The 17,631-nt window shown below is 57.6% G+C and carries 19 protein-coding genes; 8 read left to right on the top strand and 11 right to left on the bottom strand.

Annotated features, from left to right (window positions below; all coding sequences use genetic code 11):
* Positions 1–21: 21 nt before the first annotated feature.
* On the bottom strand, positions 22–351 hold the full coding sequence (locus WF513_RS07280) for an AzlD domain-containing protein (protein WP_339082826.1): 330 nt from the start codon (positions 349–351) through the stop codon (positions 22–24).
* Positions 348–1,064 (bottom strand): AzlC family ABC transporter permease, encoded by a 717-nt coding sequence (locus WF513_RS07275; protein ID WP_339082824.1) that lies wholly within the window; start codon positions 1,062–1,064, stop codon positions 348–350. Before WF513_RS07275 ends, WF513_RS07280 begins: the two co-directional genes overlap by 4 nt.
* Before the next feature lie 150 nt (positions 1,065–1,214).
* Between WF513_RS07275 and WF513_RS07270 the strand changes: the two genes are divergently transcribed.
* Positions 1,215–2,471 carry an MgtC/SapB family protein gene (locus tag WF513_RS07270; RefSeq protein WP_339082822.1) on the top strand — a complete coding sequence of 419 codons (1,257 nt, stop codon included), beginning with the start codon at positions 1,215–1,217 and terminating at the stop codon, positions 2,469–2,471.
* 40 nt (positions 2,472–2,511) lie between these two features.
* Here the strand turns inward: WF513_RS07270 and rmuC are convergent, their stop codons facing one another.
* On the bottom strand, positions 2,512–3,876 hold the full coding sequence (gene rmuC, locus WF513_RS07265) for a DNA recombination protein RmuC (protein WP_339083467.1): 1,365 nt from the start codon (positions 3,874–3,876) through the stop codon (positions 2,512–2,514).
* Between the two features lie 177 nt (positions 3,877–4,053).
* The gene (locus WF513_RS07260; RefSeq protein ID WP_339082820.1) at positions 4,054–4,461 is read right to left on the bottom strand and encodes a sel1 repeat family protein; all 408 of its coding nucleotides are present in this window, start codon (positions 4,459–4,461) and stop codon (positions 4,054–4,056) included.
* 574 nt (positions 4,462–5,035) lie between these two features.
* On the opposite strand from WF513_RS07260, the gene WF513_RS07255 reads away from it, so the two are divergent.
* Genes WF513_RS07255 through WF513_RS07245 form a run of 3 tightly spaced genes read left to right on the top strand, consistent with a single transcriptional unit; the run spans position 5,036 to position 8,127 of the window.
* Entirely contained in the window at positions 5,036–7,558 is a 2,523-nt protein-coding gene (locus tag WF513_RS07255; RefSeq protein ID WP_339082818.1) for a YdbH domain-containing protein, read from the top strand.
* A 21-nt stretch (positions 7,559–7,579) separates the two neighbouring features.
* Complete coding sequence (locus tag WF513_RS07250) at positions 7,580–7,771, top strand: YnbE family lipoprotein (RefSeq protein WP_339082816.1); 192 nt, start codon at positions 7,580–7,582, stop codon at positions 7,769–7,771.
* A gap of 11 nt (positions 7,772–7,782) precedes the next feature.
* Entirely contained in the window at positions 7,783–8,127 is a 345-nt protein-coding gene (locus WF513_RS07245) for a YdbL family protein (protein ID WP_339082814.1), read from the top strand.
* A 69-nt stretch (positions 8,128–8,196) separates the two neighbouring features.
* On the opposite strand, the gene WF513_RS07240 is transcribed toward WF513_RS07245, so the two are convergent.
* The 5 genes from WF513_RS07240 to oscA all read right to left on the bottom strand — a co-directional run bounded on the left by WF513_RS07240 (position 8,197) and on the right by oscA (position 12,378).
* Positions 8,197–9,180, bottom strand: coding sequence for a sulfate ABC transporter ATP-binding protein (locus WF513_RS07240; RefSeq protein ID WP_339082812.1), 984 nt, complete (start codon positions 9,178–9,180; stop codon positions 8,197–8,199).
* Positions 9,181–9,183: 3 nt separating this feature from the next.
* On the bottom strand, positions 9,184–10,056 hold the full coding sequence (cysW, locus tag WF513_RS07235) for a sulfate ABC transporter permease subunit CysW (protein ID WP_339082810.1): 873 nt from the start codon (positions 10,054–10,056) through the stop codon (positions 9,184–9,186).
* A 10-nt stretch (positions 10,057–10,066) separates the two neighbouring features.
* Complete coding sequence (cysT, locus tag WF513_RS07230; protein ID WP_339082808.1) at positions 10,067–10,885, bottom strand: sulfate ABC transporter permease subunit CysT; 819 nt, start codon at positions 10,883–10,885, stop codon at positions 10,067–10,069.
* Positions 10,886–11,033: 148 nt separating this feature from the next.
* On the bottom strand, positions 11,034–12,029 hold the full coding sequence (locus WF513_RS07225) for a sulfate ABC transporter substrate-binding protein (protein WP_339082806.1): 996 nt from the start codon (positions 12,027–12,029) through the stop codon (positions 11,034–11,036).
* Between the two features lie 166 nt (positions 12,030–12,195).
* Positions 12,196–12,378: a sulfur starvation response protein OscA gene (gene oscA, locus WF513_RS07220; RefSeq protein WP_339082804.1), complete on the bottom strand. Its 183-nt coding sequence runs from the start codon at positions 12,376–12,378 to the stop codon at positions 12,196–12,198.
* Between the two features lie 259 nt (positions 12,379–12,637).
* Between oscA and WF513_RS07215 the strand changes: the two genes are divergently transcribed.
* From WF513_RS07215 to cysW (WF513_RS07200), 4 genes are all read left to right on the top strand, one after another.
* Positions 12,638–13,219, top strand: coding sequence for an alpha/beta hydrolase (locus tag WF513_RS07215; RefSeq protein ID WP_339082802.1), 582 nt, complete (start codon positions 12,638–12,640; stop codon positions 13,217–13,219).
* 240 nt (positions 13,220–13,459) lie between these two features.
* The gene (gene cysP, locus WF513_RS07210; protein WP_339082800.1) at positions 13,460–14,473 is read left to right on the top strand and encodes a thiosulfate ABC transporter substrate-binding protein CysP; all 1,014 of its coding nucleotides are present in this window, start codon (positions 13,460–13,462) and stop codon (positions 14,471–14,473) included.
* 68 nt (positions 14,474–14,541) lie between these two features.
* Positions 14,542–15,390: a sulfate ABC transporter permease subunit CysT gene (gene cysT, locus WF513_RS07205; RefSeq protein ID WP_339082798.1), complete on the top strand. Its 849-nt coding sequence runs from the start codon at positions 14,542–14,544 to the stop codon at positions 15,388–15,390.
* Positions 15,387–16,217 (top strand): sulfate ABC transporter permease subunit CysW, encoded by an 831-nt coding sequence (gene cysW, locus WF513_RS07200; RefSeq protein WP_339082797.1) that lies wholly within the window; start codon positions 15,387–15,389, stop codon positions 16,215–16,217. Before cysT (WF513_RS07205) ends, cysW (WF513_RS07200) begins: the two co-directional genes overlap by 4 nt.
* Positions 16,218–16,360: 143 nt before the next feature.
* Here the strand turns inward: cysW (WF513_RS07200) and WF513_RS07195 are convergent, their stop codons facing one another.
* Entirely contained in the window at positions 16,361–17,137 is a 777-nt protein-coding gene (locus WF513_RS07195) for an OmpA family protein (protein ID WP_339082795.1), read from the bottom strand.
* Positions 17,134–17,538, bottom strand: coding sequence for a DUF4398 domain-containing protein (locus WF513_RS07190; protein WP_339082793.1), 405 nt, complete (start codon positions 17,536–17,538; stop codon positions 17,134–17,136). Before WF513_RS07190 ends, WF513_RS07195 begins: the two co-directional genes overlap by 4 nt.
* Positions 17,539–17,631 lie beyond the last annotated feature (93 nt).

Raw genomic sequence — 17,631 nt, 5'->3', positions numbered from 1 at the left:
AGTTTCAGCAAATAAGCCGCACTAAAGCGGTAACTGCCCAAGCACACCACGCAGTAAAAAAAACACCAACAGGCCGCCACCAATAGTGGCCAGTAAATGCCGCGTGAGTGCAGCGATGGCAATGGTCAACACACCTGCCAGCAAATAGGCGTTGTCCAAGTTAAACGCCCACTGCTGACCATCGGGTATCAACATGCCCGGCAGCACGATGGCGCTCAACACGGCCGTCGGTACGTAATGCAGGCTCTGGCGCACCAAGGGTGGAAAACGCAGATCAGCAAAGGCAAACAAACTGTAGCGAATGGCAAAGGTGATCAGCGCCATACCGAGGATCAGCAGCCATATATTCATAACCCGCCCTCACCATCAGCGGCTGGCGCTTTATAGCGCTCCAACAGCACACCAATCGCAATGCCGCTCAGCGCCGCTGCCATTAATCCCAGCTTGTACGGCCAGGCATAACAGAGCAACGCCACCGCACCGGCCACCAGCGCTGCGGCAATTTGCGGTTGGCTGCGCAGCGCCGGCACCACAATGCCGATAAAAGTTGCCAACATGGCGAAATCCAGCCCCCAGCCCGCCAGGTTCGGCACACTCTGACCAAACAGCGCGCCCACCAGCGAACTGCTCACCCACGCCACATACAGCGCCAGCGCCACGCCGGCGTGGTACCACTGGCCATGCTCGACCATGCCACGGGCCAGGTAACGGCGTTGCACCACGGCAAAGGTTTCATCGGTCAAACCAAACGCCAACGGCACCCGCCAACGCTGCGCCAACCCACCTACATAAGGTTGTAATGCCGCGCTGTAGAGCACATGACGCAGGTTAACCACCAAGGTGGTGAGCAGAATTACCAGCGTACCGCTGCCCACTGTCAGCAAGCTGATGGCAATAAATTGCGCAGAGCCGGCATACACCAACAACGACATGCCCAACGCCTGACCGATGCTGAGCCCAGCAAGGCTTGCCAGCGCGCCGTAGATCAAACCAAACGGCACAATACCGACGATCATCGGGATGCTGTCACGGCACCCATAGAGAAAATGCTGCAAACGGCTCATGCGCCCTCCTTAGTGCGTAATAGCGTGCCGCATCGCAGCCGCGTCGTCTTGAACAATCGTGCGCCTCGGCGCTGCAACACACTGATTTGTCGCAATACAGCCTGCATGGCACTGGCTAAACTGCAGGCAACCTTGACCTAGGATGTGCTCATGCCAGAAACCCTCGACACCTTGCTGAATTTTGCCAGTGCCTTGGCCGCTGGCTTGTTAATCGGCGCTGAGCGCGGCTGGCAAGGCCGCAATGCGGATGACTCCACGCTGGTTGCGGGCATTCGTACATTCGCCCTGAGTAGTCTGCTCGGCGCCTTTGCCATGCTGCTCGGCGAGCACTTTGGTGCAGCGGCATGGGCTGTGATCTTCGTTGGGTTTGCAGCCTTGGTGGTGGCCTCCTATTTTGGCGAACTGCAACGCCTGGGTGATATGGGCCTGACCAGTGAAGTGGCATTGCTCTTAACCTTTCTGCTGGGCAGCCTAGCCATGGCCGGTTATGCCGGCCTCGCCGCAGCCGGCGCGGTGGCCGTGGCGCTGCTGCTTAACCTTAAGCAATCGTTGCACGGTGCTTTGCAGCGCCTTAGCGAGGCGGAGCTGTCCGGCGCGCTAAAACTGCTGTTTATTTCGCTGGTGTTGCTGCCGGCACTGCCTAATCAGGGCTATGGGCCTTGGCAGGCGTTCAACCCCTATGCCATCTGGTGGATGGTGGTGCTGATCGCCAGCATCGGCTTCGCCGCCTACGTGGCGATTCGTCTGGTGGGCATGCGTCAGGGCTTGCTGATCACTGCGCTGCTGGGCGGTGTGGTGTCGTCCACAGCAATGACCGTGACCTTAGCGCGGTTAGCACCAGGGCGTAATTTGCATGCCATTTTGGCGTGCGGCCTGCTCGCCACCTCGGCCCTGATGTTCCCGCGTATCCTGCTTGAAGTCGGCTTGGTCAATGCCAGCCTGTTACCACAGCTTTTTTGGCCTTTGGGCACGGCCACCTTGGTCTATGCCGGCGGCGCCCTGCTGTATTTTCGCCGCGCGGGCACAGAAAGTGAGGAAGCTGCTGAGCCGCCGCTAAAAAACCCATTTGAATTGGGCCCGGCGTTACGCTTTGCCGCGCTGCTGGCGTTGATTCTGCTGCTGGTCGAAGGAGCGCAACGTTGGCTCGGTGATGTCGGCGTTTACTTGGTGGCGCTGGTCTCGGGGCTGGCTGATGTAGATGCCATCACCCTTTCTTTGGCACGCACTGCCCAAGGTGATTTGAATGCCCAAGTAGCCGTGCAGGGGATTTTTCTGGCGGCGCTGAGTAACAGCGTGGTCAAAGCTTTTTTGGTGGCGGTGATTGGTGGCCGCCAGTTGGCACTGATGACCGTGCCGGTTATGGCAGCCGGCTTGCTCGCAGGCGCGGCAGTGTTGCTGTTGCTGTGAGTCAATGCAGGTAAGCCACTTGGGCGACCTAGCTGCCGATTTATTCGCTCGGCGGATCATCCAGCGCCATGACCCCAGCGGCTTGTTCGAGCAGGTCGCTGGGTAAACTCTTACTGGCGCGAGCGCCCAAGAGTTTGAGGTTTTCCACCCGACTGATGATGTTGCCCCGGCCCTCACAGAGTTTATTACGGGCGCCGGCGTAGGCTTTGTCCAGCTGCTGCAAACGCATGCCCACTTCATCCAAGTCTTGAATAAAGGCGACAAATTTGTCGTACAGCGCGCCAGCACGCTCAGCAATTTCACGGGCATTTTGGCTTTGCCGTTCCTGCCGCCAGAGGCTGTCGATCACCCGTAACGTGGCGAGCAAGGTGGTGGGGCTGACGATCACGATGTGTTGGTCGAAGGCTTCTTGAAATAGGCCTGGGTCCGCTTGCAGCGCTGCGGCAAAAGCCGCTTCGATGGGCACAAACAGCAAAACAAAATCCAGACTGTGCAGGCCCTCAAGACGCTGGTAATCCTTAAGCGACAGTCCCTTAAGGTGGCTGCGCAATGAAAGCACGTGCTGCTTTAGCGCCAGCTGGCGGGTCGGCTCATCATCGGCAGCAATAAACTGCTGGTAAGCGGTCAGGCTGACCTTGGCGTCCACCACCACCTGTTTGTCACCCGGCAGCTGAATCAGTACATCCGGCTGAAAGCGTTCGCCGTCCGCACTCTTCAGGCTGACTTGGGTGTGGTACTCGCGGCCCTTCTCTAAGCCTGCGTGCTCCAGCACGCGCTCCAACACCAGCTCGCCCCAATTGCCTTGGATTTTTTGGCCTTTGAGCGCACGGGTTAAATTGGTCGCTTCATCGCTTAGACGTTGATTGAGTTGTTGCAAGCGCTCTAACTCTTTACCCAAGGAAAAGCGCTCACGGGCTTCTTGCTGGTAGCTTTCTTCCACGCGCTTTTCAAAGGACTGGATGCGTTCTTTAAGTGGATCAAGCAACTGCCCAAGTTGCTGTTGGCTGGTTTCAGCAAAGCGCTGTTCACGCTCATCAAAGATTTTGCCGGCGAGCTCAGCGAACTGTGCACGCAATTCATCCCGCGAGCCTTGCAGGTCACTCAGGCGCTGCTGATGGCTGTCTTGCTGCTCCTTGAGTTCGGCGCCGAGGGCCGCGCGCTGCGCATCGAGGCGACGGATTTCAGCTTCTTGTTGATCACGCTGTTGGGTCGAGGCTTGCGCGGCTTCGCGGGCGATCTGCCGCTCCTGTTGGAGCAAATCGGTTTCGCGGCGCAGCGCGGCTAATTCAGCGTGCTGGTTGGCTTTGATCTCACTGATGTCGACGATTTCTTCGCGGCAATCGTCAACCTGTGCAGCCAGCCCGGCCTGAGCCAGTTGCGCATTACTCAGCCGCTCTTGCAGCAGGCTGAATTCCACGTGCCGGCTGGCGAGGCGGCGTTGCAGCGACCAAACAAGGTAAAGAAGAGGCAGCCCCGCAACGGCAACACCAAACAGTGCAGGAACCAGTGCGGTGGATAAATCGATGGGCATAAGCGGCTCCGCAGAAAAGTACTGGCAGTATAACCAGTACTAACGCCTGAGTCAGAGCTGTTTCAGCAGGTGCTGTGCCTCGAGAGAGCCCTGCCCGGCGGCCAATTCCAGCCAATGCCGCGCTTTTTGCGGCTCATGACTGCGCGACTGGCCATACAACTGACCTAGTTCCAGTTGAGCCCCCATATCGCCCGCGCGGGCAGCCTGACGTAGCAGCTCAAAGCCCATGCGTCGGTCACGTGGGTTGCCACAATCGCGGCACAGCAATTGCCCCAACCGACTTTGCGCCTGCACCACGCCCTGCAGAGCAGGTTGCTTGAGCAGGCGCCCGGCAAAGCGCTTAACACTCGGCGCCTCACCCAAGCGCGGGCTGTCGAGTAACCAGAGGGCAACGCGCGCCGGTAAACGTGGCGCGTTAACTGATTGAGCAGCAGGGATACGAATAATTACGCGAGGCATAAAAAGCAGAGGTGGCTGACGAGGCGCGCCACTCTACTCTTTTCCTCGCCGAGGTAAAGCCTTGCACAACCCGCCAACCGGCGGGCTAGAGCAAGCGCGCAGGTTAATCCACAGAAGCTGTGGATAACTTGGTGGATAACATGGGAGCAAGCGCCCTTATCGCTTACCCTGCGGGGCCCGAAGTCAAACTGGTGGTTTTTTCACCAACATAAAAAATCTATATAATTCATTGACTTATAAAATCAACAAAAAGAATCAAGCGCTTACGTCAATTACCGCATCCAGCTTGACAAGGCGCGACGCTAATGTGCACAAGTTGATGCGGCACGCCGTCGCACTGCTCTTTTTTAGCGCAAAACACGCAGTTAAAGGCGGCCCATCAAGGCTCGCGGTGATGAGCGACAATCCAACTAGAAACCCGCTAACCATGATTGGCAGTATGGCGAACATGGGGTAACGTCCGGCCACGCAACTCCCCCACTATGGATCAGTGCTTATGCCCAGCCGGCGCACCTGGCTGCGACTTGTTGCTTGCTTGGTTGTATTGCTCATCCTACTGGGTGCTTACAGTTATATGAGCCTCAGCCGCTTATTAGTTCGCGAGCAGATTGAACACCTCGAATGGCGCGGCCTGGGCCTCAGCACTCACGGTATCGCGCTGGACTGGCTCAGCTTGCAGCACCCCAATGGGACGTTTGAGCTGGAAACAATACAGCTGCCATGGCGCGGACTCAGCCTAACACTGCCTTTTTGGCAGCAGATTGACATCAGCCGTTTGCAACTGAGCGTACCCACTCAACCGACACCAATAAACTCTGATGTCGTCACGTTAGAGCAGCCGCTAGAGCAGCTGAGTGCGCTTATCCATCGGCTGCCGCAGCGCGTGCAGGTTGCTGCGCTGCATATCGAACTACCCTGCGCCGGCAAACGCTGCCAGTTGCTTGGCGATGTGCACCTGAACACGCTGAGCACAACAACTGCGCAGCAGCTGGAGGTGCAGCTCAACTTTAAGCAGCAACAGGATCAACTGCGCTGGCACGCTCAAGTAAAGGTTGATGCGGGTGCGGCGGACCTGCAACTGAAGCTGGCCATCAATGACCAGCCGCAATTTAAGCTCAGCAGCCGCCTGCAGCGCACCGATACCGAGCAGCACTGGCAAGGTGATCTAACGGCTGACCTAAGACACAGCGCGGCGCTGCAGCGCTGGCTTAGCCAATGGTTGCCCAGCGCCACGGTTAAACTGACGGCAGCGCCAACCGCTGCGCAGCTTGCCGCCAGCTGGCAACTGCAACTGGCGCCGGGGCCCCTCAGCATGGCGTTGCTGCAGCAAGCCCGCGGCCGTATCAATGCCAGCGCAAACCTCAGTGAACCTTGGCCGATACCGGCTATCGGCCAACTGCAGGGCACTTTTAAGCTGGCCGCGCAGGCGCTGGATGGGCAGTGGTTAGCCGAGAGCCTGAGCGCTCAGCTCAACCTTGAGCAGATCCCCAGCGAGCTGATGAGTGGCTTGCCGTCAGCGTTGCGGCCGGATGCGTTGCAATTGAATATCCAGGCCGCGCCACTGCCTACAGTTATTGCTCAAGCGTTGAGCGGCCGCGCCCTGCCCTTGCAACTAAACCTTACGGGTAAGGGCCGCAGCCCGTTTGCGCTGCACGGCACACTGCTCCTAGCCAATGGCCAGCCTTGGGGCTTGCAACTGCTGAACGGCGCGCTTAGCGCCAGCAGCCCTGCGCTGCAGGTAGAGGGTTGGGATATCGGCGCATTACAAACGCAGCTGCAACTTGACGGCTACCTTGATCAACAGCAGGTAGCAATCACCGTGGGCAAAGGCTCACGCCTCAACCTGCAGCACTTAGGTCGTGAGAGTTTTCGGGTGCAGAAACTTGAGGCCAGCAGCAGCAACCTGCAGCTCAAAGCCCAGCTGGCAGCGGGTGGCGTTCAGGACTGGCACGTGCAAGGCCCACTCGACCTGAGTGCACAGCCGCACCATGCGCACTTGCAAGCCCAGCGCTGGTATTGGCAAGGGCCGCTCGATGCCCGTCAGCAGCAGGTGCACCTTGACGGCACGCTGCGCAACGAGGCGGGGTTGCAGGTCAAACTGCAGGCGCAACACGACAGTGCCAAGGGCCTCAGTGTGCAGGCGCAATTGAGCGAACTGTTCCTGCGCACAGGCAATCCGCTGCAAGCCAGCTTTACTGCCTGGCCGGCTTTGCTGGAGCTGAATAATGGCCGAGTGAATGCCAGCGCCAGCCTCACGCTGGCCAGCGCTCAGCAACTGCCCACCGTCAACCTCGAACTGAGTGGCAAGGGCCTCAATGGCATTTACGACCGCACTGCGCTGGAGGGTTTAAGCGGCCAACTAAATCTGCGCATCGACCCTAAGCAACTGCAACTTGAGTTAGCTGAGCTGCGCCTCGACCAAGCCAACCCGGGCATTCCCTTAGGCCCACTGCAGTTGCAAGGTCGCTACAGTGCCGCCCTGCAAACACCCGCCTCCGGCCAATTACAGCTGCAGCACGCAGAGATGCGGGTAATGGGTGGCCACCTGACCCTCACACCTGGGCAGTGGAACCTTAGCGACCAACCCCTGCTGTTTGCGCTGCAGATGCAAGGCCTGGAACTTGAGCAGCTGTTTATCCTCTATCCCACAGAGGGGCTTGCCGGTACGGGCACCCTCGATGGCCACTTGCCGCTGCACATCAGCCACCACGGCGTGACCATCGAACAAGGCCAATTAAGCGCACGCGAACCCGGTGGCCAGCTGCAATTTCACTCCGAACGGATTCGCGCACTGGGCCGCAGCAACCCGGCCATGCAGTTGGTGACTCAGTCATTGGAAGATTTTCGCTACACCACCCTGAGCAGCCAGGTCGATTACAACCAACAAGGTACGCTGCTGTTAGCCATGCGTTTGCAGGGGCAGAACCCCGCTATCGAACAAGGCCGACCGATCCACTTCAACATCAACTTGCAAGAGGACATCCCAACCCTGCTGGCCAGTTTGCAATTGACCGACAAAGTCAGCGACATCATCAAGCAGCGCGTGCAACAGCGTATGCTGCAGCGCAACGCCAAGACGGCTCCAACCGAGCCATGATTCAGATCAAGGAGAAGCGCCATGCGCTTGCGTAATTGTTTCGCCGCCCTGCTGCTCGTGCTGTTCAGTACAGCCTGCACCCCGACTGTGCAGCTGGCGATGCCCAATGAGCCGATCAACATCAACCTCAATGTGAAGATCGAGCACGAAATTTATATCAAGGTGGATAAAGCCCTGGACAGCATGTTCAGCGAATCCAGCGGATTGTTCTAAGGAGCCCAAACATGACTATGTATAAACGCCTTGCCAGCCTGTTACTGCTGCTTAGCCTGAGCCTGCCAGCCGTGGCCTTGAACCTTAATGAAGCCATGTCAGCCCTTGGCGATGCTAAAGCCAGCGGCCAATTGGGTGAGATGCCTAACGGTTACCTGGGGGTTGTCAGCAACACCGCACAGGCAGCCGAAATCGCCAAGCTGATCAACCAAGCGCGGCGCGCCGAATACCAGAAATTAGCCGCCCAGAACGGTATTCAGCTAAGCGATGTAGAAGCCATCGCTGGGCAGAAAGCCCTCGGTAAGACCCCGGCCGGGCAGTTCATCCAGCGCCAAGGCAAATGGCAGGTTAAATAGCCTGCCGGCAAGAACCAAAGGGAGCGCATTGCGCTCCCTTTGGCTTTAACCCGCACACACTCAGCGCGATTAAATCACCGGGTGCCCGGCTTTAGGCTTGAAGTACAGGGTTTCACCGCGGCCTAGGTTGGCTAGGCTGCCATGATCCTTGGCCACTTCCGCCTCAATCAGCTCGCTTTGCCCGGCGACTTTAAGCGTCACACGGGTCGTCGCACCCAAGGGACGAATGTCGCGCACCTCCCCGGCTTGGTGCCCGTCCTGCGCGTGGCGCGAGAGGTGAATCTCGTGGGGACGGAACAGCACATGATGGTCATCGCCAACATATAAACGGTTGGCATCACCAAGGAAGTGGTAGACGAAATCGCTGGCCGGATTCTCATACACCTCAGCCGGTGAGCCGATTTGCTCGATCACGCCTTTGTTCATCACCACAATGCGATCGGCCACTTCCATGGCTTCTTCTTGGTCATGGGTGACGAACACGCTGGTCAGGTTGACGTCTTCGTGCAGCCGCGCCAACCAGCGGCGCAACTCTTTACGCACCTTGGCATCCAGCGCACCGAAGGGTTCATCCAGCAACAATACGCGTGGCTCCACGGCCAAGGCGCGGGCCAAGGCTATGCGCTGACGCTGACCGCCGGAGAGTTGTTCGGGGTAACGATCACCCAGCCAATCGAGCTGCACCAAATCCAGCAGCTCATGGACCTTGCGCTTGATCACCGCCTCAGTGGGGCGCTGTTTCTTGGGTTTCATACGCAGGCCGAAGGCGACGTTGTCGAACACGGTCATGTGACGAAACAGCGCATAGTGCTGAAAGACAAAGCCGACGTTACGGTCGCGCACATCGTGGTTAGAGACATCTTCACCATGGAACTCAATGCTACCGCTGTCGGGCGTTTCCAGCCCGGCGATGATACGCAGCAGCGTGGTCTTGCCGCAGCCAGAGGGGCCGAGCAAGGCCACCAACTCACCACTTTGAATATTCAGGTTGATGTCGTTCAGCGCTTTAAATGCATTGAAATTCTTGCTGACGTTACGAACTTCGATACTCATGCTTTATTCCTCGCCAGCATTGGCTTTAACACGGTTGATACGGGACTCACTCCACTGCTTGAGCAGGAGGATAAACAGCGCCATAAGCAGCAACAGGCTGGCCACACTGAACGCGGCGACGTGATTGTATTCGTTATAAAGAATCTCAACATGCAGCGGCAGCGTATTGGTGTAACCACGAATATGCCCGGACACCACTGATACCGCGCCAAATTCGCCCATAGCGCGCGCGGTACAGAGCACCACGCCATACATCAGGCCCCATTTGATATTGGGCAACGTCACATGCCAGAACATCTGCCAACCATTAGCGCCGAGTAGGCGTGCGGCCTCCTCTTCTTGGGTACCTTGCGCTTGCATCAGCGGGATCAGCTCGCGCGCCACAAAGGGCACGGTGACAAACACCGTCGCCAGGACGATCCCCGGCAGAGCGAAGATGATCTGGATGTCGTGCTCACGCAACCAGGGACCGATAAAACCTTGAGCACCGAACAGCAGCACATAAACCAGCCCGGCAATCACCGGCGACACTGAGAACGGTAGGTCAATCAGGGTCACCAAGATGCTTTTGCCGCGGAACTCAAATTTACTCACGCACCAAGCAGCGGCCACGCCGAAAACAAGATTGAGCGGCACCGCGATAGCCACAGCAAGCAGCGTCAGCTTCAGAGCACTGATCGCATCAGGTTCAATGATCGAGGTGAAGAATACGCCGACACCCTGTTTAAGGGCCTCGGTCACCACAACAAACAGCGGCATTAGCAGAAACAACAAAAACACCAGCCAAGCACTGACCACCAGTACGCGACGACCTTGGGCAGTGCCACGACGCGCGGCATTGGTGGCGGCACTGGCCGTCAGGGGTGTAGATGACATACCAGGCTCCTTATGAACGACTGATGCGACGCTGCAGCAAGTTAATCAGCAGCAGCAAAATAAACGACACCACCAGCATCAACACGCCAATAGCGGTTGCCCCGGCGTAGTTGTACTGGTCCAGCTGAACCATGATTAAGAGCGGCAGAATTTCAGTCTTCATGGGCATATTGCCCGCGATAAAGATCACCGATCCGTATTCACCCACACCCCGGGCAAAAGCCAGAGCAAAGCCGGTCAACCAGGCCGGCAATAGCGCGGGGAGCAGCACATAGCGCGCAATCTGCAACGGTTTAGCACCGAGACAGGCAGCAGCTTCTTCCACTTCACGGGGAATGTCTGCCAGCACCGGCTGCAGGGTGCGCACCACAAATGGCAGCGTCACAAAGGTCAGCGCGAGGGTGATGCCAAGTGGGGTGTAAGCGATTTTGAACCCCAGGTCGCTGGCGAACTGACCGATCAACCCATTTGGCGCATAGAGCGCAGTCAAGGCAATGCCGGCCACAGCAGTTGGCAGAGCAAAAGGCAAGTCGATCATGGCTTCGATAACCTTGCGCCCAGGGAAGGTATAACGCACCAACACCCACGCCAGCAGCGTGCCGATGACACCGTTGATGAGCGCGGCGAGGAAGGCGGTACCAAAGCTCAGCTTCAGCGCGGCGATGACCCTCGACGAAGAGATGATGGCCCAAAACTGATCCCAGGTAAGCTGGGCGGCATGCACAAACATAGCACCCAGAGGGATCAACACTAAGAGGCTGAGGTACACCACGGTGTACCCCAGCGTCAGCCCGAAGCCGGGTATGACGGGGGAAGTACGGCGAGACATGTTTTTGGCCTTGGCGTAGGGCGAAAGAAGGCGTGCTTTGTGTAGGGTGGAAGTCGCTTTTAACTTCCACCAGCGGCGCTCGCAGAGTGCGATGGTGGATCGGTGAAGCGTGATCCACGGGGCGGCCATCCACCCTACGAACGACGGCTTACTGCACTTGATAGATCTGGTCGAAAATGCCGCCATCGTTGAAGAACTTGGGCTGTGCTGTTTTCCAGCCACCGAAATCACCGTCGATGGTCACCAGCTTGAGGTCAGAGAACTGCTGACTAAACTCCTTGGCAACGTCCTGATTACGCGGACGGTAGAAGTGCTTAGCGGCCAGACGCTGACCTTCGTCGCTGTACAGGTAGTTGAGGTAAGCCTCAGCCACTTTGCGGGTGCCTTTCTTATCAACGTTCTGATCAACCACTGCCACCGGCGGCTCAGCCAGAATCGACAATGAAGGCGCAACGATCTCAAAGTTCTTGCCGCCCTCTTCCTTCAGCGCCAGGTATGCCTCGTTTTCCCAAGCCAGCAACACATCGCCAATACCGTTATTGATGAAAGTAACGGACGATCCACGCGCACCGGTGTCCAGCACAGGCACGTTTTTGTAGAGTTTGGCGACAAACGCCTTGGCTTTTTCTTCACTGCCGTACTTCTGCTGAGCAAACGCCCAGGCTGCGAGCAAATTCCAGCGCGCGCCACCCGAAGTTTTCGGGTTCGGGGTGATCACTTCTACACCGGGCTTAACCAGGTCATCCCAGTCCTTGATGCCTTCGGGGTTACCCTTGCGAACCAGAAACACGATGGTCGAGGTGTAGGGCGTGCTGGCATTCGGCAGGCGCTCTTGCCAGTTTTCCGGGATCAGTTTGCCGAGCTTGTGCAACTCGTCGATGTCACCTGCCAACGCCAGGGTCACCACGTCAGCACGCAGGCCGTCGATTACCGCACGGGCCTGTTTGCCCGAACCGCCGTGGGATTGCTGAACGGTGATGGCCTCGTGGCTCTGGGCTTGCCAGTGTTTGTTGAAGGCGGCGTTGAATTCGGTGTAAAGCTCACGGGTCGGGTCATATGACACGTTGAGTAAGGTCTGTGCCGCGGCCGGGCCGGCGATCAGAGCGCTGGCGAGGGCCGCCAGGGCGAAACGACGAATAGACATGGTGCTGCTCCTACTGGGACTGAATCAGAAATGGCGTTCAATGGGGTCGACTGCTTAGCTGCACATTCGTGACGTGCAGCGCGTATTCATGGGTGTGTGCATGGCTCGACTCTTTTCATTTCACGCCCTCCGGTGGTCCGGTCGGGGTGTGTTGTTGAACATGAACTCAGGTGTTGTGGCTGCTTTGAGGGTTCAGGCGGAATTTCTCCTTGCGCTCAATCTGCACCACCTGGCCGTTGTGCACGGTGATTTCCACTGCGCCAAACTTCAGCCCCTGCAGGGCTGCCTGGATTTCTCGCAGAATGCTCACTTCGTCCTGACCTTCTAGGTTTCGCACGGTTGCGGTCATTTCTAAGCTCCTTATAAAAGCCACTGGGTAGCGGGCAAATAGGCCTGGCGAGTGGCTGGGCTGCGGATAGTAGAGGCGCATCTCATATTCCTATAAATACTATTTAAGAACATTTATATAATTATTTAGCATATAAAAAATCAAAGGGTGCGCAACGTCCAATTACCACTTATGGAATAAGCAAATAATTTCTTATTCTTTTTGATATCGACCCGCTCTGCCTACACTGCAGCCATTCACACCTGCAGGAGGGCGCACGATGCGCAACCAGACGATCCGTTATCTGATAGTGCCGGGCTGGCAAGGCTCCGCCGACGAGCACTGGCAAAGCCATTGGCAACGCAGCCTGCCCGGTAGCTCTCGGGTGGAGCAACGCGACTGGCTAAACCCTGACCGCCAAGCCTGGGTTGCCGAGTTGCAGCGCAGCATTGACAGTGATCCGCGCCCGACCATTTTGATTGCCCACAGCTTGGGCTGCATCACGGTGGCGCATTGGGCGGCGCAGGCACCTGTGGAAGCACTGAGCCGAGTTCGTGCCGCGTTACTGGTCGCCCCGGCGGATGTGCAACGAGCCGACTGCCCGCCAGCACTGCAAAACTTCGCACCCATCCCCCAGCATCTATTGCCGTTTCCCAGTCAGCTTATTGGTTCGGACAACGACGGCGCCGCCAGTGCAGCCAGGGCGATTGAATTGGCTCGCGACTGGGGCAGTGAGGCGACCATCCTTGAGAATGCCGGGCATATCAATGTGACGTCTGGGCATCGGCGCTGGGAGCAGGGCTTCGCCTATCTCTATCGCCTGCAAAGTCGCAGTGAGCGGCGCACTCGCCTGCGCGCGTAAGGCTTGCGCCCTGCGGTTCGGCGCAACCAGCCTTACTTCAGCAATCTTATTAAGGTGGCTGCTCAGCGGCTAAACAGCGCCCATCAACCCTCGCATATTTGATTTCAGTTATATCAATAGCATTAAAAGTTTCTTTTTAAGAATAAAGAACCTGTGCAGTATCACCCCCTTATTCTGGCCAAAAGGTCAGGCTTCAACCCCGCGCTGCTCGTCAGCGCCGTGACGAGGAACGACTGCATCATGCTGAAGAAAATCTTGCTGGCCAGCGCCATCATCTCAAGCCTAATGGGTAGCGCCATCGCCGTGGCGGATGAGACGCCAATTCTGAATGCCTCCTACGACATCGCCCGCGAGCTGTTTGCCGAAATCAACCCCAAGTTTGTTGCTCACTGGAAAGAACAGACCGGTAAAGAGTTAAAAATTGACCAATCCTTCGCCGGCTCCTCGCGCCAGGCGCAGGACATCATCCAGGGCAAGAAGGTCGATACCGTGACGTTCAACCAAGTGACCGACGTGGATATCTTGGCCAAACGCGGTTTATTGCGTGAGGACTGGGCCAAGCAGTTCCCCAATAACAGCTCGCCCTACTACAGCACCACGGCGTTTCTGGTGCGCAAAGGCAACCCGAAGAATATCCAAGGCTGGGACGACTTGGCCCGCGACGATGTGAAGCTGGTCTTCCCCAATCCGAAAACCTCCGGCAACGCCCGTTACAGCTACCTGGGCACCTGGCTGCACGCCAACGAAAAATTCAATGGCGATGAAGCGCAAGTGAAAAACTTTGTCGGCAAAGTGCTGCGCAACGTTGAGAACTTCCCCACTGGCGGGCGCGCTGCCACAGTGGCCTTTGCCCAGAACGGCCAAGGTGACGTGCTGCTGACCTTCGAGTCGGAAGTGGTCAACATCGCCAACAGTGAAGAATTTAAATCCGGCGAATACCAGATTGTTGTGCCGCCGGTCAGTGTGCTGGCCGAGTTCCCGGTAGCGCTGGTGGACAAAGTCGTCGACCAAAAAGGCACCCGTGAGGTGTCCAAAGCCTACCTGGACTTCCAGTACAGTAAAGACATCCAGCAACTGCTGACCACCTTCAACTACCGAGTGCACAACCCAGAAGTCGTGGCGGCTACCGCGGCGCAGTTCCCGCAGATTCGCCTGATCAACCCAACCGAAGTACTTGGCACTTGGGATGAGATCACTGCCAAGCATTTCGATGCCGATGGTATCCTTGACCAACTTTTGGCCGAAGGTCGCTAAGGCTTCATCGGTTTGAGCAACAAACAGCCGCCGTCTTTACGGCGGTTTGTGCTTTCAGGGATTTATGTGTGGCTAAGACACCCCGCTTCTTTCTGCAGAACCCGCTGCTACCAGGCTTTGGTCTGAGTTTCGGCTTCAGCACCTTTTACATCTCGCTGGTGATCCTGTTTCCGCTCTCGGCGTTGCTGCTGTATGTCAGCGACATGAGCTGGGCGCAGTACTGGCGGGCGATCAGCGATCCGCGCGTGGTGCAAAGCTATAAGGTGACGATTAGCGGCGCGTTCTACGCCACCGTATTCACCGTATTGATCGGCATCTTGCTGGCGTGGATCATTACCCGGTATGACTTCCCCGGCCGCCGTTTAGTGGATGCGCTGATCGACCTGCCCTTCGCCCTGCCCACCTCGGTGGCGGGTCTGACGTTGGCCACCCTGCTGGCGCCGAGCGGTTGGTTAGGACAGTGGCTGGAACCCATGGGCATCAAACTGGCCTACGCCTACCCCGGCATTTTGATTGCCATGGTGTTTACCAGCCTGCCGTTTGTGGTGCGCACGGTGCAGCCGGTGCTACAGGATCTAGGCCGCGACTACGAGGAAGCCGCCAGCACTCTGGGCGCTAATCGTGTGCAAACGTTTTTTTACGTGGTGCTGCCCACCCTGATTCCGGCGCTGCTGACCGGCGCTTCGCAATCGTTTATCCGCAGCCTAGGCGAGTTTGGCGCGGTGATCATGATTGCTGGCAACATCCCGTTCAAAACTGAAGTGACTTCGCTGATGATTTTCGTGCGGTTGCAGGAGTTCAACTACCCCGCGGCTGCGGCAATTGCCTCGGTCATTCTGCTGGCCTCACTGGTGCTGCTGTTTAGCCTGCAAGTGCTGCAAGGCCGCCTGTTCAAATGGCAACGGCAAGGCATATGAAAAAACCTCAATACTGGCACCAATGGCTGTTGATCGGCCTTGGGCTGAGCCTGATCACCCTGATTCTGCTGGTGCCGCTGGCGCTGATTTTCACTAAAGCCTTCTCCGGTGGCCTGGCCTTGTTGTGGGGCAACCTGGGTGAGGACTTTATGCTCCACGCCATCGGCCTAACCCTGCTGGTGGCGGCGCTGACGGTGCCGATCAACCTGTGTTTCGGCATTCTGCTGGCCTGGTGCGTAACCCATTACGATTTTCGCGGGCGCAAGCTGCTGACCACCCTGCTCGACATCCCGTACGCGGTGTCACCGGTGGTGGCCGGGCTCTGTTACTTGGTGGTGTATGGGCTGGAACACGCGCTGGGGCGCTGGTTCTACGATAACGGCATGCAGTTGATGTTTGCCTGGCCGGGTATCGTCATGGTCACGGTGTTTGTCACCGCGCCCTATGTGGCGCGCATTCTGATTCCGGTGATGCAGGCCCAAGGCCAGGATGAAGAAACCGCAGCACTGTGTCTGGGGGCCAATGGCTGGCAGATTTTCCGCCACATCACCCTGCCGAAGATCAAATGGGCACTGCTGTATGGCGTGGTCATCACCAATGCCCGCGCGGTGGGTGAGTTCGGTGCGGTGTCAGTGGTGTCCGGCACCATCATCAACCAGACCCTGACCCTGCCGCTGCTGGTCGATCAGCTGAACAACGATTACAAGCCCGCCGCCGCTTTTACCGCCGCTGCGCTGCTGGCCTGCATGGCTCTGCTGACCTTGCTGCTGAAAACCTTTATGGAATGGCGGCAACGCAGCCTGATGCAACGTTCTGAGGCGGTTTAGCGGTTTACTCGCCACAGCAAAAGGCCCACTGAGTGGGCCTTCTTTTACACGGTCGATACCGTCCTGGCTGTAAGCGCAACGCCGGGCTGCTAAAGCGCGGCCGTGCTTACAAACACGGCTAATCAACCATCACGGCTGCAGGTTTACTCTTCGCTGATGATGAGCTCAACGCGGCGGTTCATCTGCCGGCCCGAGGCCGATTCATTACCGGCAACCGGCATGCTCTCGCCTTTACCTGCAGCACTCAAACGGCTTGGTGCAACACCTTGGCCTGTTAGGTAACTCATCACCGATGCAGCACGGCGCTGGGACAAGCTGAGGTTATTTTCTTCACTACCGACGCTATCGGTATGCCCTTCAATCATCACGCGCCGCTCAGGGTTCTGCTTAAGAAAAATCGCTAACTTGCCCAGGTTATTCGCCGTACCCGCACGCAACTCGGAGCGAGCCGTGGCAAACAGTACATCGCCCAGAGTCATGACCAAGCCACGCTCAGTTTGCTTGGCATTCAGCTCGTCCAGTTGCTGCTGCAACTGATCAGCCTCACGGGTGCGTGAATCCAAACGTGCGCCTTCGCGTTGGGCGCTAAGGGCTTTGCGCTGATCTTCATAAAACCGCGCTTGCGCTAAGGCGCTGGCGATTTCTACTTTACGGTCAGCCATCACCACCAGATGCTGACCCAGTGCTTGCTCCTCTGCCTCGTCTTCACGCGGTTGTTCGGCAACGATCACCGCCTGCTCAGCCGCTTTAAGCGCCACCGGTGCCCGGGTATTAAGCTGCGGGTCAGCTTGCAGGCGCGTAAGTTTAGTGCGGGCATCCGCTGCACCTTGCGGCATAGTCGGCGGAGAAGCACAGCCAGCCAGGGTCAGGCTGATGGCAGCAGCCAGCAACAGGTACTTCACGTTATGGGCCGTGTTCATTGTTGAGCTCCTGTGTTGCGCTGCATTTCTTGCTTGAGGCTGTTGGTGCTTTTACGCATTTCGTCGTTAACAACGTTGGCCTTGGTTGCTTGCGACTTGGCCAGCGCCAATTCGGCTTCAACCCGCGACTGATCCGCCAAGCGCTCAGCCATCAACATTTGTTCGCGCTGGACGGCCAAATTAGCCGCAGCCAGTTTCTCCCGCGCAACGCCCAACTCCGGCGAGGCGTAGTCAGCCACACGCGCTTGTTCGGCATTGCTGATCGCCGATTCAGCCGCTTGCAACGCTTGATTGGGCGCTACCGGCGGTGCGGCGCAGGCGCTCAGCAACAGCAGCCCAGTAAAGAGGCCGGCCAGTCGTAACGCAGTCGTGCCAGAAAGCATGGATGAAGTCCTGTTCATAGGTATGTCCTCAAAGCAATTACGGGTGAGCGGGCGGCGGTTTTTTCCACGCGCACACTCAGGTTGGCTAGACCGCAGCGCTAAGCAGCACTG

The organism is Pseudomonas sp. TMP9 (assembly GCF_037943105.1).
Lineage (GTDB): Bacteria > Pseudomonadota > Gammaproteobacteria > Pseudomonadales > Pseudomonadaceae > Aquipseudomonas.
This window is presented reverse-complemented; position numbering and strand designations above follow the sequence as displayed.